Genomic DNA, 21,314 nt, shown 5'->3' on the forward strand with positions numbered 1-21,314 from the left:
TAAATGAAATTTGAATACTGTACCTTGTTTAAGGATGTGCAGCTAAGTGGTATTTTCGCAGATAGCAAAACGTTTGCTGATGCTATTCCTAAACAAAGTTGGCAAGCAGCACAGCAAGCCTACGAGCAAATGGATTTACCACTGACTAACAGTGAACTAACACGCTTTGTTGCTGAGCATTTTTCGTTTGCAGCTCAGCCTGAATTGCAAGCGCTAAACGATGTTAGTTGTGTTAAAGATTATATTCAGGCTTTATGGCCAAAGTTGCTGCGTAAGGGCTTTAGCACTAGCAATAATTCGTTACTTGCTCTGCAGCACGACTATGTGGTGCCAGGTGGGCGTTTTAATGAAATTTACTACTGGGATAGCTATTTTACCGCGCTAGGTCTTGAAGATAGTGGCAACATCAAACTGATTGAGGCAATGGTAGATAACTTTGTCAGCTTAATTGAGCGTATTGGCTGCGTGCCCAACGGTAACCGAGTGTATTACACCAGTCGTTCTCAGCCACCAGTGCTTGCTTTAATGGTAAAGCTGCTGATGCCTTACAAAAAGTCCGATATTGAGTGGCTCAAACGTATGGTTGATGCGATGACCAAAGAGCACGCATTTTGGCATCAAGGTGAACAGCAGCTTGGTGATAGCTGTGGAGAGTTTAAGCGTGTAGTCAAATTTGCAAATGGCGCACAGTTAAATCGCTATTGGGACGATAAGCCCGAGCCAAGGCCTGAGTCTTATGCTGAGGATGTGGCCGATGCAGAGCAACTACCAGCTGAGCAAAGAGAAGCATTCTTTAGAAATATCCGCGCGGCCTGCGAATCAGGATGGGATTTCAGTGCTCGCTGGTTAGATAAGCCTGATAGCTTGCTAAGCATTAATACCACCAATCGCGTACCTGTTGATCTAAATGCCTTGCTTTATCTTTTAGAAAAAACACTAAGCGAGTGTTTAATAATGCTTGAGCAGACAAGTCAGTCGCAAGCGTTTTCGCAACGTGCTGATAGGCGTAAAAAGGCCATTTTACAATTGCTTTGGAATGATACACATGGCTGGTTTTGTGACTTTGACTTGGCTAAGAAGCGAGCTTCGCCAATGTTAAGTTTGGCAGGGACTGTGCCATTGTTTGCGGGGATCGCTGAACAATCTCAAGCGCATACTATTGCCAACAAACTCAAGTGTGATTTTTTACGCCCCGGTGGGCTGGTAAGTTGCTTAAGTGAAACCGCACAGCAATGGGACTCACCTAACGGTTGGGCGCCATTACAGTGGTTTGCTATCAGTGGATTGCGCGATTATGGACTACACGATTTGGCCAAGAACATAGCTCAGCGTTGGCTAGCTATGCTTGAGCAGGACTTTGCTAAACGCGGCTGTCTGCTTGAAAAATACAATGTGTGTGACCCTTTTCAAACAGCAGGAGGTGGCGAGTACCAAGTTCAGCAAGGGTTTGGATGGACCAACGGGGTAACAAGTCGCTTGCAGGTTTTATATCAACATAAACTGTAGGTACATGTCTCTAAATCGGCAGGTTGTTGCTATTTTTGGAATTTATCATCCTGCTGATTAACTAAAAACACTGGCTTATTTTTCGGTTTGGTTTTTGTTTGAAAAATAAGCAATTCTAAAACGCCCGTCTATACTCAGCTTTAACGTCTTTTCTGCGGAGCTGATTATGAATCGTGTCCTGCTTTTTCTGTGCCTTGTATTTTTACCTCACGTTACTCATGCTGCAAATGTAAATAATTGGCAGTGGCATGAAGTCCAAGCTAAATCTGATAACTTACCGCAAGCAAACCTCTTTAAGTTAGATAGCCTGCGAATCACAGCCGACTTAATGGCGCTTGTTGACGCGCAACATAAGTTGCGAGTTCATTTGCCCGATGGGCAAGGTGGGTATGTTGAGTATGTGATTTGGCATGACTCCATAATGGCGCCGCAATTACAGAATAAATATCCGATGATCAGAAGCTTTGCAGGATATCAAAGCAATGCAACGCACAATACGGGGCGCTTTGATCTCGGTCCAAATGGTTTTTTTGCTTTTTATCATGTTAACAGTGACGCGCTGTACCTTGACCCTCACAATGATCTTTATAAGCTCTATCGAAAAGACAGTAATAATACGCCTTGGCAAGATGAGGTGATAACGTTGTCGCAAAGCAATATGCCTTTGGGTGATAATCATAAAAGAGGCCCGCTTATTGGCAATGGTGGCACCGTAGAAATGGTGACTTATCGTTTGGCAGTCACCACCAGTGATGAGTACACCACATTTTATGGCGGTAAAACCCAAGCCCTCAATGGTATTGTGACCACCATAAACCGCGTAAATCAGATTTACCAAACCGATATTGCCGTAAAACTTGAACTGGTTGCCAACAATGACACGTTAATTTTTACCGCAAATGACCCTTACGATAATGGTAACTTGGACGACACGTTATCAGAGGTGCAAAACCAAATTGATGCCTTAATTGGCTCAGCTAATTATGATGTTGGCCACTTAATGGCAACCTCAGGGGCTGGTCTTGCGGCGCTGGGTGTTATCTGTGCAAACGGAGCAAAAGCTCAGGGCATGACGGGTATTGCAACGCCTCAGGGTGATGCGTTTGATGTGGACTATGTAGCCCATGAACTCGGCCATCAGTTTGGTGCAAATCATACATATAATGGTTCGGATGGGTCATGTACAACACGCGTAGCTAATTCAGCTTACGAGCCTGGCAGTGGCATTACTATCATGGCCTATGCGGGCATTTGTGGCAGCGAAAATTTGGCCTCAAATTCTATTGCGATGTTCCATTCGCGCAGTATTGATGAAATTAATACTCACCTAACGCAAAGCTCCGGCGCTACCTGTGGCACACTGACCGACAATGGCAATAAAGCGCCAATCGCAGATGCTAAAGGCGATCATACTATTCCGGTCAATACGCCATTTATGCTCACCGGTTCAGCAACGGATGCAAATAGCGGTGACACACTTTCGTATGCGTGGGAGCAATTGGATCTGGGCTCTCAAACTTCCAGTAGTACAGATCTCAAAGATAATGGTAATGGCCCAATGTTTCGGCCCTATTTGCCAAGCGCTTCGGCAACTCGTTACTTTCCATTACTCGCGGATGTGATATCTGGGCAAGTGACCAAAGGTGATGGTTACCCAACAACTGATAGAACGATGACGTTCCGCTTTATAGTCAGAGACGGCAAAGGGGGCGTGAGTTTTGACACGGCTCAGGTGACTACTGAGTCGGCCGCGGGTCCTTTTACAATTACCGCACCAGATGAAAATACCACAGCAGGTGATAATAACGTGATCACTGTGAGCTGGAATGTAGCTAATACAGATCAAGCGCCCGTGTCGTGTAGCAGTGTCAACATTATGCAAACTAATAGCGATGCAACCCAAACCCAAATTCTAGTTGCCAACACGCCCAATGATGGGCAGCAGCAAGTGAATTTAGTCGGCAGCGAAAACAACAAAGCAAGAGTAATGGTGCAATGTGCCTCTAGTGTGTTTTATGCTTTGTCTAAAGAGTTTGAATTAGCAACCACGTTGGCGGTTACCTCGCAACAAGCTATTTCGGTTGCAGAAGACAACAGTGTCACCTTGCAAGCGTCGCAGTTTTCGGTGGTGAATCAACAAACAGGATCGCAACTGGTTTTAAATGTGCTCTCTGGTAGTAACTATTCCTTTGCGGGTAATACCGTAACACCAGCAACTAATTTTAACGGCGAACTGAATGTTAATATCAGCCTAACCGATGGGACTACGACCACCAGTTATCCTGCCAAAGTAACCGTTACTGCTGTAAATGACGCGCCACAAGTAGTGTCGCAACAAGCTTTGTCAGTAAAAGAAGATGAGAGTATTGCGTTGGGCGTTGCCCTATTTGAAGTTGTAGACGTAGATAGCAGTACTTTTACACTAGCTATCGACACTGGTGACAATTATACCGTGGATGCGAATGTGGTTCGTCCACAGGAAAACTTTAATGGTTTGTTGCAAGTGCCCATTAAAGTCAGTGACCAACAAGGGGCAAATGCAAGCTTTACCGCGCAGATAACAGTAACGCCTGTTAATGATGCACCTGTTGCTGGTAACGATACCGTTAGTGCTATTTCAGGTACATCAACCACTTTTAATGTATTGGCCAATGACTCAGACATTGATGGCGATAGCCTAACAATAAGCGACTTAATTTATCAAGGTACTGGAACAGCTGCGATTTCTGGTAACGTGATCAGTTATCAGTCGGCTTCTGGGTTTACAGGGCAAGAGCAAATTGTTTATACGATAGAAGACGCTAGCGGAGAAATGGCACAAGCAACGGTAAGTATTAATGTGCAAGCTCAACCTGTTGCGCCACTTACAAATAATTTGGATAGCGGCTCTGGTGGAGGTTCATTTGGTTATTGGATTTACGTGTTATGCTTGTGCTTAGTATCGAGGCGTTTTGTTAAAGGAGGGGAAACATGCGCAGCCTGATGATTGGTTTACTCGCATTAGGTATCTTAAGTGGTTGTGAAATGGTAACTAATAGCGAGCCAAGCAAGCCTGCATCTGAGTTAGTCAATATAGATAGACCATTGGAGTGGTTTGTAAATACGAGCGTTGAACAAGTCATTAAAGCGCATGAAGCGCAGCAGATATTTGGTCTGATTGCGCTTAATCGGCGAGGTCACTTTTATCCTAAAATTGGCATGGCAAGAGGCCCTTTAACTTTAAAAGCGGGTTGCCAAACTTGGCTAATCTCCGCCTCAAATGACGTGGTTACCAATGATAGCGAACGTGAACAAGCTGCAGCAATGCAAGCGTTTGCCGCTAAGTTTAATATGCACATGGAATCTAAGTGTTTACCCTAAAATAATTAAACGGCTAACGAAGGTTGGCCGTTTCGTTTTTCAAAGCCTTTGGCTCTTACGACTCCTCTTCTAACATACAAAATCTATTCTTCAGGCTTAAAAATAAGTGGTAAGCGACTTCTGTAACATGCACTGTAAAGTTTGTGTTTTTTATAATATTTTGATTTCCAAGCTTATTGTTTTATTTTTGCTGCAAAGTCGGGAGAAAGTCGTAAGCAAGCAATGAAATTTATGCAAACCTGTGAAAAGTACAGTGCAAGGGTAAACAACATGATTTTAAAACAACTACGCTTGAGCCGACATTTAACTCAAGAGCAGCTTGCGGATATGGCAGGCCTTAATGTAAGGACGATTCAACGCATAGAGAGCGGTCAAAAAGCCAGTGTAGAGTCATTAAAATGTTTAGCCAGCGCACTTGATGTAGATATTCAGCAACTACAGCAGGAGCAATTTATGATCAATAAAAATCAAGATAATTGGCAAGCCTTGCCACTTTTTTTAAAAGTGTGGTTTGTATTTAACTTTTTGCAGACTAAACCAACAAGGCGATCAGCGAGTCGTGTTCAGCTCATTGGGCATGTTAGTGGCTTTTTATTTTGCTGTTTGGGTTTTATCAGTGAAGCTGCATTGGCAGGTGGGTTAATTTTATTAGCCAGTGCCTACCTATTTAATATCCTCATATATCAAGGGGATAAATATGGTATTTGGTACGACACCGACTTAGATTAAACGGACTTTTGACTTTGAATAGGTGAGGGCTCCTCACCTATGTTTGCTGGGAACTAGGCTCTTTTGCCATTTAAGAATAAGCCGATAAAAGTGTGCCTTACAAACAGGTAATAACTTAGAAAACAAATCAGCAAGGTGATAATCACGCTTATGGCGTATTTAATAAAGATAGACACGGATGCATCTATCAAAGGTATTTGCACACACATTAATACTGGAAAATGAATGAGGTAAACCCAGTACGATGCATCGCTGATATAACGAAAAAGTGAATTCGTCTGAGCCATAAATTGATACGCCAGCACGATTACCAAAAGAGACCAGCTAACCACGGATATACTTTGTACAAGCACAGTAAAAAGGTGCTCAATTCCTTGTGCTTTGGCCTGGCCTAACTGCATGAAGTGAATAACTTGCTCGATGCTCATTGGCTCAGGTAATCGCTGCAAATATACACTGTAACTAACTGCCCCAATAATAAACAAATACTTAGTATAAGGTTTGAGTGCTTCTAGTATTGCCAGATTGGTATAAAAACTAGCGCCAAGTAAAAAGAAAACCCCATAAAAACCATAGGACCAAAACTCAATCTTTAGTTTGTCTGGGGAGCTAAACGGCACGTATTGAAAATACAGCGAGCATGAAATGATTAAGGGCAACAACACAATGATTGACAGTGGCTTGCTAAACAGTTTGAAGATGTAAAGTAGTGTTGTTTTACTTTGCCACAGCAGAGCAAAAACCAGACAAAAACCAAATAGATTCCACAAAAACCATAGGTGCATGGTGCTTAATTGGGGCTCTTTCATATAACTGAACGCACTAAAAATGGCTGGCAAATTTTTAACAGTGGATGCTTCCCACTTAAGCGCGACGACAAAGGCGATAGTAAGCAGAGGTAAAAAAATCAACAATGGCAAAGCGATGCGTTTTGTTCTGTGCCATAAAAAAGCTTTGCTGCCTTTGGCGTCCAGCAAAAAATGTGCAAAAAAACCTGCAATAATAAAAAATACAGGCATTCTGAACAGATGTAGCCAGTGGCTAAATAAGTCAAATACATAGGATGGATTGGCATCTGACGTAAACCAAAGGTTGTGCATAAATGGACTGTAGGCTAAAGCTGCATGGTAAAAAAGACCGAGCAGTAAAGCTTGAGCACGTAAATTGTCCATAAAATGATATCGCGTATCGTGTGACATATTAACACCCATAAAAATTGAAAGTGCATTTAGCGTAGCGGATATGGCATGGTAAAAAATGTGACGCTTATCATGTAATTAACTATGACATTTATCACTGGTATCGGGGCTGATGGCTTGCGATAATATCTAGGTACGCTCTTCGCAGGGTTATAAGAAAAATAATAATGGAACAAACCATAAGACATACAACAGACTGGACTTACTCGACGATAGCCTCTTGGTTGGGGGTAACAATTGCATGTTTTTATTACACCAATGGCCAACAAAATATATGGATGCAAACACCTATTCACTTGGCTTTGTTAGGTTTATTGTGGTTTATTATCAAAAGACCTAATGATTACGTGAACCAAGCTGCCAGTGCCTACTTCGTGCTGCTGGTTTTATTGATGCAGTTGACGACCACGAGCTTAGTGTTTATTCATTTAGTGATGTTTACCGCCATTTTCAGTGCGCATTTTTCAGCGGGCAAAATGCTATTGTGTGTTATCGCTATTTTAAGCGCCTATAGTATTACCCATTGGCAAAGGTGGGAGGGAGATATCCCATGGGTTACTTTGTTGGTTTGGTTTTTCTTTTCTCTTATGAATTGGTTTGTCAGTCGCCGAATTATAGAAAGTTTAAACATTCATTATCAGTCAAAGCAAAACTACAAAGAGCTAAAAGCGACGCAAAGTTTAGTGACTGCAATGGGAGCTGAACAAGAAAGGCTGAGTTTATCCAGAGAATTGCACGACACACTAGGGCATAAATTAACAGCGTTAAGCATCAACTTAGATTTTGCTAAACGCCAAGCTGCTGAAGAATCACTAGAAGCCATCTCGCTATGTCATCGTTTAAGTCAGGAAGTGCTCGAAGAAGTCAGGGAAATTGTTTCAAAACAACGTCAAAAGCATGCCTTGCTCAACGATAGCTTACAACAAGTGTTTGCCGCCACGCCTCAACTTATCTGTAAATTGTCTATCTCGGATGAGATTGATACGCTCACACAGCAACAAAGCATCTGTGTGGTACGCTTTTGCCAAGAAATGATCAGCAATACCCTAAAGCATACCAAAGCCACTGAAATTCAGTTCACGGTGCAAGTTAAACCTTCAAACGATGCGCAAGACAAAACTCCTTGGTTAGTAGCCAGTGCGTTACATAATCAAAAAGAACTTAAACGACCCAAACCGGCTAACGGGTTAAAAGGATTAGATGAAAGGCTGCAATTGTTATCCGGTACGTTTAAACAATATATTTGTGAAGATAGGTTGTTCAGTGAAATATCATTTCCGTTAACTCAAACAGAGGACGCCAATGGATCACGACATCATTAATTGTTTGTTGGTTGAAGACCAAACGCTGGTTCGTATGGGGTTAAAAAACTTGCTTGAATTAGATGATGGCATTCGCGTTATAGATTGCGCTGAAAATGGCGAGGTCTGCCTGAACCTATTAGAGCGCAATCACTATGATCTGGTTTTGCTTGATATGCGAATGCCCGTAAAAACAGGGCTTGAAGTGTTGCAGGCGATGAAAAGCCAAAACAACACCACCAAAGTTTTAATTATTACTACTTTTGAAGATTGCGACGTGTTGGTTAAAGCGATACACCTTGGCGCACGTGGTTACATTTTAAAAAATGCTGAGCTTGAAAGCTTAATCTTGGCTATTAAGGCGGTACACCGTGGTGAACTCGTTCTGCAAGATACCATCACGCAGTATATGCTGAAGCAAACAATCGCGAAGAGCGAATCTTTGACAAAAAAGGAACACGAAGTTCTTAAATGTATGTCGCTTGGGCTTTCTAATAAAGCAATTGCTGAGCATTTAAACAACTCCGAAGGAACAATTAGAAATCATGTCTCTATGGTGCTGGCTAAATTAAACGTCAGTGATAGAACGCAAGCCGTGGTGAAAGCCATTAACGAATGTTTAATTTAGTGCTGATGAATAATTGTAAAAAATAAAAAACTTAGCGTTGTGGCAATGGTCAAGTTTTAGCTATACTCCCGCGCTGTTCCCTTTTTGGGGTGTTAGACAAATTTGGAGTTATAATTTAAATGGACTTACAGTCTGTCAATGATATCGAAAATACGCCGCCTAAGGTACAAACGCACACAGTGCAATTTAGCGGTGATGCAGCCAGCTACTTTAGTATTTGGGCTGTTAATATTCTTTTTACCATTCTAACATTGGGCATATACTCAGCTTGGGCAACTGTTAGAAACAAGCAATATTTCTATGGGCATACCTCAATTGATGGTCATAGGTTTGACTACTTAGCAACGCCAATGCAAATCCTAAAAGGGCGCGTTTTAGCGGCCATCTGTTTTACAGTTTATATTGTTTCGAGTAGCTACTTTCCTTTAATCGCAGCGTTGTTCTTGTTAGTTTGGATGTTTGCTTTACCTTGGGTGATTAACCAAGGGTTGCGTTTTAACTTGCGTATGACGCGTTACCGGAATGTTCAGTTCTCGTTTGCTGGCAACTATAAAGACGCATTTATTAATTTTATAGTACTCCCATTCTTGAGTCTTTTTACGCTTTACTTAGCAATGCCGTGGGTACTAAAACGTATAGATACATACATTCATTCATAACAATATTTTTTATGGCGACAAAAAACTGAATGTACAATTGGTGACATCGGAGTATTTCAAAATGGCCTTTGCCTGTTTCTTTACCGTTATCGGTGTCACTATTGTCATAGGCGTTTTTACGGTTGTACTGGGTAGTATTGATAATCTTGCACAGCAACCTCAGCTACTAGGCGGTATTATCGTACTGTTTAACTTTTTGATGGTAACCATTGTGGCGGGGATGTATCAAGCTATGGTACGTAATCATATTTTCAATAATGCTCAGTTTGAACAGGTTGCTCGGTTTGAATCTACATTGGCCACCGTTGATTATGTAGTGCTCGTTTTTACCAATGCGCTTGCGATAGTATGCTCGCTTGGTTTAGCGCTGCCTTGGGCAAAAGTTCGTAAAGCTAAAATGTTGGCTGCAGCAACGATGGTATGCGTATACCCAGGTGCTGAACAAGTCATTAATGTTCAACAAGACAGCCAGTCATCGTTTGCTGAAGAAGCGGCAAATGTGTTTGATATAGATATTTCTCTTACTTGATATGAAAACTACAGGGCGTTTATATCACGCAAATAGCAACACATTTATGCATTGTAAATTAACAGTCAGTGATGAATGTGTTGTTTTTAGTAATGACGAAGGGTTGCACGAGCGTTTACCCAAGCAGCAATTGGTTTTGGGGATGGCAATTAAAGGTCAAGCCCAAGATATTACTTTGCCAGGAGGGCGTCGCTTTTTATGTGACGATAGCGCATTTAGGTTAAATCAACGCGGAGTTAGCAGCTTTATAGAACGCTGCGAGCAGCACAAAGGGTTAGCAATAGGCGCGATAGTGCTTTGCCCATTACTGTTGTATTGGTTGTTTTTTGTTGCGATCCCGCATGTCGCAGCGAGTAGCGCTGCGCATTTCCCTGACAGCGTGGTCGAGACAATTGGCCAGCAGTCTATGACCTTAATAGAAAAAGCTGCGCTTGAACCTACACAACTTGACGAGCAAAAAATAGCCTAAGCTAAACGTATTTGGCTTGAACTTATCAACCAATTGCAGCTAGATGAGCAGAAATACCGGTTAGGTTTTTATCGGTCGGAATTTTTTGGGGCGAATGCTTTTGCCTTACCCCACGGTCAGATAGTCGTGACAGATGAGTTGATACTTAAGTTGACACAGTACGATGATGCGCTCAGAGCGGTACTGCTGCACGAAATTGGTCACGTTGAGCACAGCCATAGTGTAAAAATTGCGGCTCAAACTGCGGGTACTACTGTTGCGTTAGCAATTGTATTTGGTGACTTGCAAGGCATAGTTGATTTTGCTCTAGGGGTTGGTACAACTATTATGCAGCAACAATTTTCGCAAGGTATGGAGCGCCAAGCGGATGACTATGCGCTACAAAGCTTGCTAAAACTGGGCTATCAACCCGAGCATTTTGCTACGGCACTAGAGATAATCTCACAAGGTACCATTGATGATTCTCATCCGTGGTCGAAATACTTGTCTACGCATCCTCAAGTGAAGTCAAGAATTGAAAAAGCGCGGAATTATAAGCAACAGCACTAAAGATTTTAAGCCCTTATATTAAAGGGCTTTTTTCGGAGGTAGTGCGACGTTGGCAAAAATCAAGCCAGCCACTAACGACATAAAGATCAAAAATGTTTGTTGTCCAATATGCTCTGCATGTACAAAGCTTTGCCCTTCGATTAATGAGTTTAAGCCAATATACGTTTTAGAGCCTGGGACCAGTACTATCAAGCCTTGCATAGCAACGATTGATGCAGGCGCGTTAACAATGCGGTTGAATAAGTTACTAAATACTCCAACAGCAAAAGCGCCAACGAATGCACCAATGGAATAATCAAAATATACAGCGGCACTAATACTGGCTGCATAGGCAATAAATCCAGAGGCGATTGACCAACTTGCATGCTTTAGTTTGGTTCTAAAAATGATTATTAAGCTAGAACATAACAACAGAATAGCCAACCAAGCTGTCCATTTCGGAAGCGGTGTAGGTTGAACAAAGTCTGTGATCCCAAATAATGAAAAGCCAATACTTATACCAAGGAACGCACCGAAGTATAACTTAAACAGCTGCATCAAAGAGTCCATAACACGAGCGGTACCAGAGACCAAATGCCGTGATGATAGTTCGGCAAAAGCAAGCGCTAACGCCAGACCGGGAATAAACACGATAATGGCAGAGAGCACGACTAAACGAATATTAACACTTGGGTCAACGTAGCTACTTACGGCACACGCACCAATCGCAGCCATAATCGCGACTAATGGTTCAAGCATGTGCGTTACGCGTTTAGAGCGAGTTGACCAAAGCACAAACATATACACTAAGATAGATAACACACCGGACCAAAGCACATCGTTCCAGCTTGTCCCCATCAACATTGCAAATGCAGCGCCTGAAACAGAAAAAGCAAACCCCGTCATAAGCTTGTTATACGGTGCTTTTTGTTTACTGATGGCTTCTAAATCGGCATCGGCTTGCTCAACGGTGAGTTGACCTGAGAGCATTTTATTCACCACGTCATCGGTATCTGCTAATGAGCCAAGGTCATGATCGCCTGGTTCTACACGCGCCACATGGGTATATTCTTCCTCGTGGCCTTCAGTCCAAATCACAAATGTCACTGACGTGGGAGACATGACAAATGACGATTTTAAGCCTAAGTGTGTTGCAACTTCCATAAGGTGCGCCTCAAGACGGTATGCGGGCGTACCATATTTGTGCAACATCTTACCAAGTTTTACAATAAACTTGCGCTTTTGAGTAAAGGTAGCTGTGTTCAACTGCGTGAAACCTAAAATTAGAGAATGACCAACCATTTATCATCTATGAGATAAAAGGCAATAAATGGTGCGATTGGATTGCTGCGCATTCTAATCGCTTTCATTGCAAAGTCTAGGCTATTTAACGAATTTTATTGACATTTTTTGCTTCAATCCATTGTGCCATATATTGAGTACTGCGCATGGTATGGTGTTTCAGCATTTGGCCAACAAAATTATCGCGGCGATGTTGTTTTATATTATTGATTATATTGTTTATTTTTTTGAGTAGCTGAGGCTCAAGAAGGCTTTTATCATAGATTTGGCTCAGTATATTTTTTGCAGCCATTTGCGCTTGAGTATACACTTGTTCGTCATTATAAAGTGCAACTGCTTGGTCTGCGAACTCTTGCGCACTAGTCGCGATGCTACCTGACCACGGCAAGTCTGCATGCATACCTTCTGCTCCAATTGCGGTTGTGACACTTGGTGTTTGCGTGATCATGGCTTCAAGTAACTTACCTTTGATGCCGGCACCAAAGCGAAGAGGCGCTAGACACACTCTGGCGTTTTGCATCACTTGCAGCGCATCTTCGGCCCAACCTTTAATTAAAAAGCCTGTTCTAGGGTTATTGAGCGCTGTTGCTTTAGGCGGCGGGTACGAGCCATAAATGTGCAGCTCTGCTTTGGGTAGTTGCTTGCGTATAAGCGGCCATATTTCTTGTAAGTAAAGTACGGCATCCCAATTTGGCGCGTGGCGAAAGTTACCAATGGTCATAAAGTGCTGGCGCTCACTATAAGTGGGTAGTGCGTTTGGCAAGTTATTCAGCTCGACCATAAATGGTAAATGATGTAATAACGCTGGGTCGACTTTGTATATGTCACTTAACAAGGTCATTTCATAACTTGAGATGATGAGGCTTAAATCGCACCGTGAAATGGCGGCTATTTCTCTTTTTGCCAAGTCTGAATGCAGATCATCCTTTACAAGCTCGCGATGCGCTTTGTGCGCTTCATGTCGAGCGTTGCGAAGGCATTGTAGATCTTCCGTGTCGAGAATTTTCAGGGCATTAGGCGCATATTTATCTACCCGCCAGCCAAACTGCTCTTCCATCATAAAGCGGTCGAACATCACAATGTCTGGTTGTAATGTTTGCACATACTCATCAAAGCTAGCGCAATTGAGTTGAATATGTTTGCTGGTGATATCATATTGAGATAAATCCACCATGTGCTCAGTTGTTTGCGCCGGACTTGCAAACTCAACTTGCCATTGCTGCGACCTAAAAAAACGCAGCAGCGACATCATATGACTGCCAGCAGCCGATGAGTTGGGTTCTGGCCACACATAGCCAATAACTAAAACTTGTTTACACACAGTGATGATTCTCAAATTTACTACGACACATCTACTACTAAGGTGTGTACTTAAGGTTTTATTAATAACACCCAGTCCGACGATAACGTTCAAAGAAGTGATGTTTGACCAGCCAGTAGCGCATTAAAAGGTGAGTTCATCCACCCATTGGGTAATGCTTGGCAAGCCCATATAATATCGTAAACACTGTAGTAGAAAAAGTTCTAGCTTCAGGTAAAAGTGCTTAGGGGGCTGAAATTTTTCATTTTTAGGTATATTATGCAGCGTTGATATATAGGTTCGAATTGAGTTAGGGCGACAAAAATAATGAAGCAAATTTGGCTGTTAGGACTAATCATCGTCACTTTAATGCCAGCACTTGGTAAAGCAGAGCAAGCAACAGGTTATCAAACCCCAAGCCCTGCACTAGCAAAATTAGTAGATGCCAAATTAATTCCCAGTAGTTTTTTAAGTGCAGATGGTAAGTGGTTGGCTTTATTAGATAAAAAGCGCGTGGTGCCACTGAGCGAACTGAATCGCCCTGAATTAGCACTGGCTGGTATAAAGTTCAACCCACAAACGTTTATGCGCAAGTCAGGGAACAGCTATGTGTCATTAGAGTTTAAACATGTTGATACCGGCTCTGTTTTACGTCCTACTGGCTTACCTACAAATGGCGTAATACGTTATCCACAGTGGTCATCTGACAGTCGTTATTTGAGCTTTGTCGTTGAACAAGACAACGACGCCACACTTTGGGTTTATGATATTAAAGAACGAGAGACTAAACAGCTAACTCAATCAACCCTTAATGGTATTGTGACAGAAACACCCTATGAGTGGCTGCCTGATAGCAAAGCAATTGTGGTTAACTTTGCTATCAACCATGGGCAATCCCCTTTAGCGCCAAAAGCGCAAGAAACCGTGCCAGTTATTCAGCAAAGTCGTGGAGAGAAAGCACCGGCAAGAACTTATCAAAACCTGTTAAAGAGTCCCTTTGATGAAGCGCAATTTAAGTTTTATGCGCAAGGGCAGTTGGCAAAAATTTCATTAAATACGCCAGCAAAAGCGATTGGTAAGCCAACGTTGGTTAAATTTTTTAGTGTATCACCTGATTCTACAAGCTTAATTGTAGGAATGATTGCTGAACCATTTTCTTATCAAGTGCCATATGAGCGCTTTGCAAGTGTTTGGCAAGTATGGGGGATGACCGGCTTCCCACTTTATGAGCTGGCTAAACAGCCATTAGCTGACAATATTCCTCAAGGGTTTGACAGTGTGCGCACAGGACCGCGAGAGTTTCAGTGGCGAGCTGATGAGGGCGCAACGGTAGTTTGGGCTCAGGCACAAGATGAAGGCAATATGAAAAATGATGTGCCCCATCATGATTATTTGTATTCTATTAGCGCTCCGTTTAAACGCGAGCCTGAATTATTTGCAAAAGTAGAAAACCGCTTTTCGTCGATACTATGGGCGGACGATGAGGTTGCATTATTAACAGAGTGGCGCTTTAGCGACCGCTCAATGCGCACCTCAGTGATCACCCCAAGAGCGGCCGATGTAAATAGAGTGGTGTTTTCTGAGCGCAGCTACAACGATGCATATAAAAACCCCGGTAAATTTATCACGACCCGCAGCGATCTTGGCTCTGAAGTGCTGAAATTAGTGGGAGGACGCTACTTATTCTTACATGGTAAAGGCGCATCAAAAGACGGTAGTAAACCGTTTTTAGATAGGTACGACATAAAAACCAACAGCTCAACGCGAATTTGGCAATCTCAAACGCCGTATTATGAGCGCGTGAAAGGGTTACTCGATGACGAAGGGATGCGTTTTGTAACGATTCGAGAGTCACAAACAGAGCAGCCTAACTTTTTTATCCGTGATTTGAATTTTGACACGCTAACCCAGTTGACGCGTTTTGCTCACCCTTACCCTGAATTTAATGGCGTTAAAAAAGAGCAGCTAAAGTATAAGCGAGATGACGGTGTTGAATTAACGGGTAACTTATATTTGCCAGCCAACTATGACGTGACGCAGGGGCCAATTCCTGTGCTTATGTGGGCATACCCACTTGAGTATAAAGACAAAAAAGTAGCCTCTCAGGTTCGTGAATCACAGTATGAGTTTCCCTATTTTGGCTATTGGGGGCCAATGCCTTATCTTGCCAACGGCATTGCTGTTTTTGACGACCCTAAAATGCCAATTGTTGGAGAGGGTAATGCATTGCCAAACGACAGTTTTAGAAAGCAATTAGTTGCCAGTGCTAAAGCGGCCGTTGATGTATTAGTTGAAAAAGGCATTGCAGATAAAGACAAAATAGCGATTGCTGGTCATTCCTATGGCGCCTTTATGGTTGCCAACTTACTGGCTCAATCGGACTTGTTTGTAACTGGAATTGCACGCAGTGGTGCGTACAACAGAACTTTAACACCGTTTGGTTTTCAAGGCGAAGAGCGCGATTTTTGGCAGGCCACAGAGATATATGCCAACATGTCGCCGTTTTTTCATGCTGAGAAAATTAACGAACCAATGTTAATGATCCATGGTCAGGACGACCCAAATTCCGGCACATTCCCTATGCAGTCTGAGCGTATGTTTGCGGCCTTAAATGGCCTAGGTAAACAGGCGCGTTTAGTAATGTTGCCGAACGAAGGCCATGGCTACAAAGCGCGTGAAAGCATTCTTCACGTATTATGGGAGCAGGAGCAGTGGCTTAAAAAGTATTTGTTCCCTAAAGCACAGGTGGAGCAAAGCCAAGAGCAGCAAGAAGACATGCAAAACTCAGGCGCTGAGGATAATACGCCTCAGAGTAGTTTAGAAACGTTCACTGAGAATCGTTAATTAATGCCGTTGAAGAGAATGCTAGCAAAATTCATAATAGTGCTGGGGATTGTCGCAGCACTTGTGTTATGTGGTTTGTTAGTAAACTCGCAGGGGGTCTTTGCTGGTGGGCATGACACATTGGTCAATACTGCGGTGTCACAGACTCAAGAAGGCGAATTGAAAAGCCTTGTGCCAATAAGGCAACTCTCTAAAGCACAACAGTTTTTGCATGAGCTACAAAATTCTCCACAAGTTGTTTTGTTATTTGTGTTTGCGCTTTTGTGTGTGAGGCTTTTGCCCTACGATGCGTTGATTTTTTTGCATTTGTTGCCATGGTATTGGCGTTGTCACGCACCCAATAAACTACGAGTGTCTTTATGGCGAGATAGCAATATTTTAATTCGCCAAACAAGCCATTCGCTTGCCCTTTAATTTGTTATTTAATTCAAATAATTAACTAAATTCAGATCTGGATATGTGAACTTGCTGAACTAAGCTATTTTACCATTGCTTGTGTTGTTATTACTGTGTGACAGCATCTTGTAATTGAACAAAATATCTTTATTGGTTTTAAGGCAATGCCAGTTTTCAAAAAGTTTTCATCTCAAAACGCTTATCCAAATCTGAGGCTAATAACAAATTAAAGGAAATCAAAATGAAAACAATTCGATTATTTGTAAGCACGCTCTTGTGTGTCGCTTATCTATGCGTGTCGTTAATTAGCGAAGCTTATGCTAATAGCCATTCAGATCAACTATCTGGAAGTGAGCGCTTAGCGGCGTTAAATGGGATAGAGCAGTACATCATCAGCAGTTATGTATTGCCAAAAGTAGGTGAGGATGTTGCTGCGGCACTTAAAAGTGCCCAAAAGCAGGGAAAGTTCAGCCACATAAATAGCAAAAAGCAGTTTATAGACGAAATAGGCCAGTTTTTGCGTGAAAAAAGTAAGGATGGTCATCTGGGGCTTACCGCCATGCGTAGCGATAAAAAAGTGACTCATATTTTGCAAGAGCACGATGAAATACGTATCAATAACTTTGCTTTGGAGCAGGCGAAAGTTTTGCCCGGTAATATTGGCTATTTGAAACTGAATAAGTTTCATCCAGATGAGCAGGCTAAGCAGGTTGCAAGCTACGGGCTTAACTTTTTGAGTAATACATCGCATCTTATCATTGATTTACGCCAAAGTACGGGTGGTTCAATGGAGCTGGTTACTCATTTAATTAGCCACTTTGTGAAGGAAAAAACACACCTTTGGGATATTTATCAAAGAAATGTACTTGCTGATCGTGTACACAGCTACGCTGTTGCAAGAGAAGCAAAACTGCTGGATATACCGATCACAATTTTAATTGGACATAAGTCTATAAGTGCAGCTGAGTTGTTCACTTACACCTTAAAGCACTTGGGACGAGCCCGTATTGTGGGTGAGCAAACTGAAGGACTGGCCCATGCCACAGGTGTGCGCAAAGTGAATGATTGGCTAGTTTTGAGATTACCATTGATGCGCCCAGTAAACCCTTTTACTAAAACCAACTGGGAACAAGTAGGTGTTAAACCAGATGTAGAGATGAGAAAAGAGTTAGCGCTCGATTGGGTGCTGACGACACTGTAATAGATGTTTACTGTGGCAGCTTGCTGTCACAGTATTTCACTTGAAAGATCTGATAACGACACTCATTAGCCTAGCCATTTTCTTTAATGTGCTTTTGTACTTGCCAATGAGCTGCCAACGGACGCAACGATCACCATAAAAATAGCTAGCCACTGCCAGATGCTTAGCAGTTCACCTAGAATGATAAAGCCTGCTAATGCAGCAATTGCGGGCTCCAAGCTCATCATAATACTGAAGCCTTGGGCTGGCATATTACGCAGAGCCACCATTTCTAAACTATAAGGCAAGGCACTGGAGAGCACACCAATCATAATACCCAAAGGTATAAGCTCCCAGTTGAGCAACGCGCTACCTTGCGATGCCACACCTAAAGGCACAACCGCTATCGCAGCTACACTCATGCCTAATGCGACCGTTGCACCTCCAGAGCCTTGATTGCCTGTTTTTTTACCAAACAAGATATATCCAGCCCAGCACGCACCTGCAACTAAGGCTAAAACCACACCGATAGGGTCTAGTCCATCTGCTGCACTCATATCAGGTAACAGCAATACGATGCCAAGTAAGGCAAATAACACCCAGATATAGTCACGCTTTCGTTTAGAAGCAAACAACGCCACAGCCAATGGGCCGGTAAACTCTAATGCGACGCCGATACCAAGCGGAATGCGTTCTATCGCATAATAAAAGGTGATATTCATGCCACCCAAACACAGGCCATAAACCAAAATAGATTTTTTATTGGCTGGAATGTAACGCCAAGGACGAAACACCAAGCACAAAATTAAAGCTGAAAACCCAAGCCGATAGGCCGTTGTGCCTTCAGGACCAACATGAGGGAATAATTGTTTAGCGATAGAGGCACCAGACTGAATAGTCACCATTGCAATTAATAAACAAAATACGGCAAATAAAAAGTCTCTATTAGCGAGTTTCATCCAGTATTGGTCTCTAATGGGTCGATCATGCGAAGGTGGCTAGTCTAAAGGGCTAAACACTTGCTATCAAGTTTTTTGTATACATTATTCACGGTCTTTACCAGATAATTTCGCTGTGTTTACAAGATGTAACTTTATTGCGATTTCCTAGTTACCTCTGTTGTTAAAATCATTCCTAAGAGGGTGTAAAAGGTGATAAATGCTAAACCAAATTGCTTTGGTAATTTGCCAGATAATTCAACCAAGCTTGCTGGTGTTTTTGCATCGCTTTGTGCTTTTTGGAATCAAGATGCGCTTGCATGTCTGTCTCGCTGAAAAATGGGCCCGCCCTGCAAATACTGCAGTGATTATCGCCTAGGTAGAGAGGTACATGGAGGTGTTTTACCAGCGCTTGATTTGGCTTTGCTGAAAATACATAAGTGATACCACTGGTATCTTTAACGTGCTTGTCACGGTCCACATTGCGGATTTTATAGCCAGGAAACTGCGCAATGTTAAATGGCTGCTGGCCTAAATATTGAACGGTTGAGTTGTCGGTGAGTGCTCCCTCTAAATCCCATTCACAGTATGGTTTAACATCTTTTGAGGTGATGTAACACAGCATGGGACCATTTGGGTCTAGTGCAAAGTGGTGAGCATTATCTAAAAATTGGCGAAGTAAAGCCCGGTTTAAGGTGTTGACCGATAGCTCAGATGCTTGAAACTCTTTGTGACTGGAAAATGCGGGGATCAGAGGAAACTGAAAGATCACTAAATCGTACTTTTGTGGTGCTAAACGCTGCCATGCATTTGAGTCTGTGACATCAAATTCGTCAACATAAGGTATGTTTGCTTTGGCTAGTAATTCAAGCACATGATATTGATATTTATCACGAATAGTTTGCTCGCTGTCATACGTACTTGCAGTAACTTGGCCGCAGGGTATAAGGGAATGCAAGGCATGTGAAAAGCTTAAATCGCCATCGCCAACGGTTAATACTCGCCAGTGTTTTTCTAAAATCATAGTGCTACATCTAAGTTAAAACGCCGGGGATTGTATCACCGATTGCTGATAAACAGGACATAGTTGCCTTACATCGCTGCTATTGAAAACGGATTGAGTTAAATTTTTATGTAACTCGCTAAATTTGGCATGAGTCATTTAACCTCTTGCAAGCTCAATACTTTGCGCAATCATAAATAAATGACAAACAAACACTACAGAGGTAAGGATAAAGCGCATTTTGTGATAATCCTTGTGATACTGCTGCCAAGGGGGCATACCTCGTTCAAATAGCAGCACAATTGGAAAGCACACTGCCAAGTAAATAAGCGTGGTAGTTGCTGATGCAAAAACCAGTAGCGGAAAAGGAATAACCACTAATACGGCCATAACTGCATGGGTGTACGATTGCTCACCTGCTCGCCATAAAGTGCCCGCCATAAACGCCAAAATACCCATACTATACAAGCTAAAGGCATCAATCGCTTGTGGCGATGAGCCTAACAATAACGGCCAAAACACACATGCTAAAAAAGGGAGTACGCCATAATAGCCTAATTGGATGTGATTCATATATGGATGCATTGCGCTCTCATTCCTCATTAGTATTAACAGTGCGAGTATAACCTAGCCAAGACTAGGGTAATAATTTCTATGGAAAACTTTTCATAAAAGATCACTTTTACAGCGCAAAACACAAAGCAATCTAAAAAATTGATTGATTTAATCTAAATAAGCCATTTTATTTATTGGTTCATTCTCTCTATCTTAGTAGTCAAGCAAAACGAGCAGCATGGCGCTGCTTAAATTCACTATTTAATTATGTTAACTGAGAGAGAAAACTATGACTACTTCGTTGATTAACACAAAAATTCAACCTTTTAATGCAACTGCTTACCACAATGGTGACTTTGTACAAGTAAGCGAACAAGACTTACTGGACAAATGGTCAATCGTATTCTTTTACCCAGCTGATTTTACTTTCGTGTGCCCAACTGAGCTTGGTGATTTAGCGGACTACTATGCACAGCTCCAAGAAATGGGCGTAGAGGTTTACTCGGTATCAACTGATACACACTTCACGCACAAAGCTTGGCACGATGCCTCAGATACCATTAAGAAAATTCAGTTCCCTATGATTGGCGACCCAACAGGGCGTATTACCCGTAACTTTGGTGTGATGATTGAAGAAGAAGGGTTAGCGCTTCGCGGCACATTTGTTATCAACCCTGAAGGCGAGATCAAAGTGGTAGAAACTCACGACCTAGGTATTGGTCGCAGCGCAAAAGAGCTACTACGTAAAGTACAAGCAGCTCAATACATTGCAAGTCATGATGGTGAAGTATGTCCCGCATCTTGGCAGCCAGGTGAAGAGACGTTAGCACCTTCTTTAGATTTAGTAGGAAAAATCTAATAACAACAGGGTGGCTTTGCCACCCTCAG

At 42.4% G+C, this 21,314-nt stretch carries 20 protein-coding genes; 14 read left to right on the plus strand and 6 right to left on the minus strand.

Annotated features, from left to right (window positions below):
- Positions 1–3 precede the first annotated feature (3 nt).
- From HC733_RS12020 to HC733_RS12035, 4 genes are all read left to right on the plus strand, one after another.
- Entirely contained in the window at positions 4–1,506 is a 1,503-nt protein-coding gene (locus HC733_RS12020) for a trehalase family glycosidase (RefSeq protein ID WP_190365285.1), read from the plus strand.
- Between the two features lie 166 nt (positions 1,507–1,672).
- Positions 1,673–4,489 (plus strand): reprolysin-like metallopeptidase, encoded by a 2,817-nt coding sequence (locus HC733_RS12025; RefSeq protein WP_190365286.1) that lies wholly within the window; start codon positions 1,673–1,675, stop codon positions 4,487–4,489.
- Positions 4,477–4,866 carry a hypothetical protein gene (locus tag HC733_RS12030; protein WP_190365287.1) on the plus strand — a complete coding sequence of 130 codons (390 nt, stop codon included), beginning with the start codon at positions 4,477–4,479 and terminating at the stop codon, positions 4,864–4,866. The genes HC733_RS12025 and HC733_RS12030 overlap by 13 nt, the downstream gene beginning before the upstream one ends.
- 270 nt (positions 4,867–5,136) lie before the next feature.
- Complete coding sequence (locus HC733_RS12035) at positions 5,137–5,595, plus strand: helix-turn-helix domain-containing protein (protein ID WP_190365288.1); 459 nt, start codon at positions 5,137–5,139, stop codon at positions 5,593–5,595.
- Between the two features lie 53 nt (positions 5,596–5,648).
- On the opposite strand, the gene HC733_RS12040 is transcribed toward HC733_RS12035, so the two are convergent.
- Entirely contained in the window at positions 5,649–6,794 is a 1,146-nt protein-coding gene (locus tag HC733_RS12040) for an acyltransferase family protein (protein WP_190365289.1), read from the minus strand.
- Between the two features lie 167 nt (positions 6,795–6,961).
- On the opposite strand from HC733_RS12040, the gene HC733_RS12045 reads away from it, so the two are divergent.
- From HC733_RS12045 to HC733_RS12065, 6 genes are all read left to right on the plus strand, one after another.
- Positions 6,962–8,116, plus strand: coding sequence for a sensor histidine kinase (locus HC733_RS12045; RefSeq protein ID WP_190365290.1), 1,155 nt, complete (start codon positions 6,962–6,964; stop codon positions 8,114–8,116).
- Positions 8,097–8,723 carry a response regulator gene (locus HC733_RS12050; protein ID WP_194710045.1) on the plus strand — a complete coding sequence of 209 codons (627 nt, stop codon included), beginning with the start codon at positions 8,097–8,099 and terminating at the stop codon, positions 8,721–8,723. Before HC733_RS12045 ends, HC733_RS12050 begins: the two co-directional genes overlap by 20 nt.
- A 119-nt stretch (positions 8,724–8,842) precedes the next feature.
- A complete protein-coding gene (locus tag HC733_RS23395; protein WP_274602027.1) occupies positions 8,843–9,382 on the plus strand; it encodes a YjgN family protein in 540 nt (179 codons plus the stop codon).
- Between the two features lie 40 nt (positions 9,383–9,422).
- The gene (locus tag HC733_RS23400) at positions 9,423–9,911 is read left to right on the plus strand and encodes a DUF898 family protein (protein WP_342366011.1); all 489 of its coding nucleotides are present in this window, start codon (positions 9,423–9,425) and stop codon (positions 9,909–9,911) included.
- A 46-nt stretch (positions 9,912–9,957) separates the two neighbouring features.
- Positions 9,958–10,380 (plus strand): hypothetical protein, encoded by a 423-nt coding sequence (locus HC733_RS12060; protein ID WP_190365291.1) that lies wholly within the window; start codon positions 9,958–9,960, stop codon positions 10,378–10,380.
- Positions 10,381–10,389: 9 nt separating this feature from the next.
- Positions 10,390–10,929, plus strand: a complete 540-nt coding sequence (locus tag HC733_RS12065) for a M48 family metallopeptidase (RefSeq protein WP_342366014.1) — start codon at positions 10,390–10,392, stop codon at positions 10,927–10,929.
- Positions 10,930–10,947: 18 nt separating this feature from the next.
- Here the strand turns inward: HC733_RS12065 and HC733_RS12070 are convergent, their stop codons facing one another.
- Both HC733_RS12070 and HC733_RS12075 read right to left on the minus strand, forming a co-directional pair.
- Positions 10,948–12,174: a threonine/serine ThrE exporter family protein gene (locus HC733_RS12070; protein ID WP_190365293.1), complete on the minus strand. Its 1,227-nt coding sequence runs from the start codon at positions 12,172–12,174 to the stop codon at positions 10,948–10,950.
- A gap of 121 nt (positions 12,175–12,295) precedes the next feature.
- Positions 12,296–13,531: a glycosyltransferase gene (locus HC733_RS12075; protein ID WP_342366012.1), complete on the minus strand. Its 1,236-nt coding sequence runs from the start codon at positions 13,529–13,531 to the stop codon at positions 12,296–12,298.
- Positions 13,532–13,837: 306 nt separating this feature from the next.
- Between HC733_RS12075 and HC733_RS12080 the strand changes: the two genes are divergently transcribed.
- From HC733_RS12080 to HC733_RS12090, 3 genes are all read left to right on the plus strand, one after another.
- Positions 13,838–16,354 carry an alpha/beta hydrolase family protein gene (locus tag HC733_RS12080; protein ID WP_190365294.1) on the plus strand — a complete coding sequence of 839 codons (2,517 nt, stop codon included), beginning with the start codon at positions 13,838–13,840 and terminating at the stop codon, positions 16,352–16,354.
- 18 nt (positions 16,355–16,372) lie between these two features.
- On the plus strand, positions 16,373–16,768 hold the full coding sequence (locus HC733_RS12085) for a hypothetical protein (protein WP_190365295.1): 396 nt from the start codon (positions 16,373–16,375) through the stop codon (positions 16,766–16,768).
- Positions 16,769–16,991: 223 nt separating this feature from the next.
- Complete coding sequence (locus tag HC733_RS12090) at positions 16,992–17,951, plus strand: S41 family peptidase (RefSeq protein WP_190365296.1); 960 nt, start codon at positions 16,992–16,994, stop codon at positions 17,949–17,951.
- Positions 17,952–18,034: 83 nt separating this feature from the next.
- Here the strand turns inward: HC733_RS12090 and HC733_RS12095 are convergent, their stop codons facing one another.
- The 3 genes from HC733_RS12095 to HC733_RS12105 form a co-directional block, all read right to left on the minus strand.
- Positions 18,035–18,889, minus strand: coding sequence for an EamA family transporter (locus HC733_RS12095; RefSeq protein ID WP_190365297.1), 855 nt, complete (start codon positions 18,887–18,889; stop codon positions 18,035–18,037).
- 202 nt (positions 18,890–19,091) lie between these two features.
- Entirely contained in the window at positions 19,092–19,892 is an 801-nt protein-coding gene (locus tag HC733_RS12100; RefSeq protein WP_190365298.1) for a Rossmann-like fold-containing protein, read from the minus strand.
- A 138-nt stretch (positions 19,893–20,030) separates the two neighbouring features.
- Entirely contained in the window at positions 20,031–20,456 is a 426-nt protein-coding gene (locus HC733_RS12105) for a DUF3429 domain-containing protein (protein WP_190365299.1), read from the minus strand.
- Between the two features lie 259 nt (positions 20,457–20,715).
- Here HC733_RS12105 and ahpC point away from each other — a divergent pair, with 259 nt between their 5' ends.
- Positions 20,716–21,285, plus strand: a complete 570-nt coding sequence (gene ahpC / locus HC733_RS12110; RefSeq protein ID WP_190365300.1) for an alkyl hydroperoxide reductase subunit C — start codon at positions 20,716–20,718, stop codon at positions 21,283–21,285.
- The last annotated feature ends 29 nt before the right edge of the window (positions 21,286–21,314 follow it).

Origin of the sequence: Pseudoalteromonas sp. S16_S37, assembly GCF_014694405.1 — a bacterium.
Lineage (GTDB): Bacteria > Pseudomonadota > Gammaproteobacteria > Enterobacterales > Alteromonadaceae > Pseudoalteromonas.

Bases quoted from the DNA above. Each gene is read 5' to 3' on its own strand.
- HC733_RS12100 (WP_190365298.1), bottom strand. From the start codon at position 19,892: ATGATTTTAGAAAAACACTGGCGAGTATTAACCGTTGGCGATGGCGAT.
- HC733_RS12030 (WP_190365287.1), top strand. From the start codon at position 4,477: ATGCGCAGCCTGATGATTGGTTTACTCGCATTAGGTATCTTAAGTGGT.
- HC733_RS12080 (WP_190365294.1), top strand. From the start codon at position 13,838: ATGAAGCAAATTTGGCTGTTAGGACTAATCATCGTCACTTTAATGCCA.
- HC733_RS12105 (WP_190365299.1), bottom strand. From the start codon at position 20,456: ATGCATCCATATATGAATCACATCCAATTAGGCTATTATGGCGTACTC.
- HC733_RS12090 (WP_190365296.1), top strand. From the start codon at position 16,992: ATGAAAACAATTCGATTATTTGTAAGCACGCTCTTGTGTGTCGCTTAT.
- HC733_RS12035 (WP_190365288.1), top strand. From the start codon at position 5,137: ATGATTTTAAAACAACTACGCTTGAGCCGACATTTAACTCAAGAGCAG.
- HC733_RS12025 (WP_190365286.1), top strand. From the start codon at position 1,673: ATGAATCGTGTCCTGCTTTTTCTGTGCCTTGTATTTTTACCTCACGTT.
- HC733_RS12050 (WP_194710045.1), top strand. From the start codon at position 8,097: ATGGATCACGACATCATTAATTGTTTGTTGGTTGAAGACCAAACGCTG.
- HC733_RS12085 (WP_190365295.1), top strand. From the start codon at position 16,373: ATGCTAGCAAAATTCATAATAGTGCTGGGGATTGTCGCAGCACTTGTG.
- HC733_RS23395 (WP_274602027.1), top strand. From the start codon at position 8,843: ATGGACTTACAGTCTGTCAATGATATCGAAAATACGCCGCCTAAGGTA.
- HC733_RS12045 (WP_190365290.1), top strand. From the start codon at position 6,962: ATGGAACAAACCATAAGACATACAACAGACTGGACTTACTCGACGATA.
- HC733_RS12095 (WP_190365297.1), bottom strand. From the start codon at position 18,889: ATGAAACTCGCTAATAGAGACTTTTTATTTGCCGTATTTTGTTTATTA.
- HC733_RS12020 (WP_190365285.1), top strand. From the start codon at position 4: ATGAAATTTGAATACTGTACCTTGTTTAAGGATGTGCAGCTAAGTGGT.
- HC733_RS12060 (WP_190365291.1), top strand. From the start codon at position 9,958: ATGCATTGTAAATTAACAGTCAGTGATGAATGTGTTGTTTTTAGTAAT.
- HC733_RS12040 (WP_190365289.1), bottom strand. From the start codon at position 6,794: ATGTCACACGATACGCGATATCATTTTATGGACAATTTACGTGCTCAA.
- ahpC (WP_190365300.1), top strand. From the start codon at position 20,716: ATGACTACTTCGTTGATTAACACAAAAATTCAACCTTTTAATGCAACT.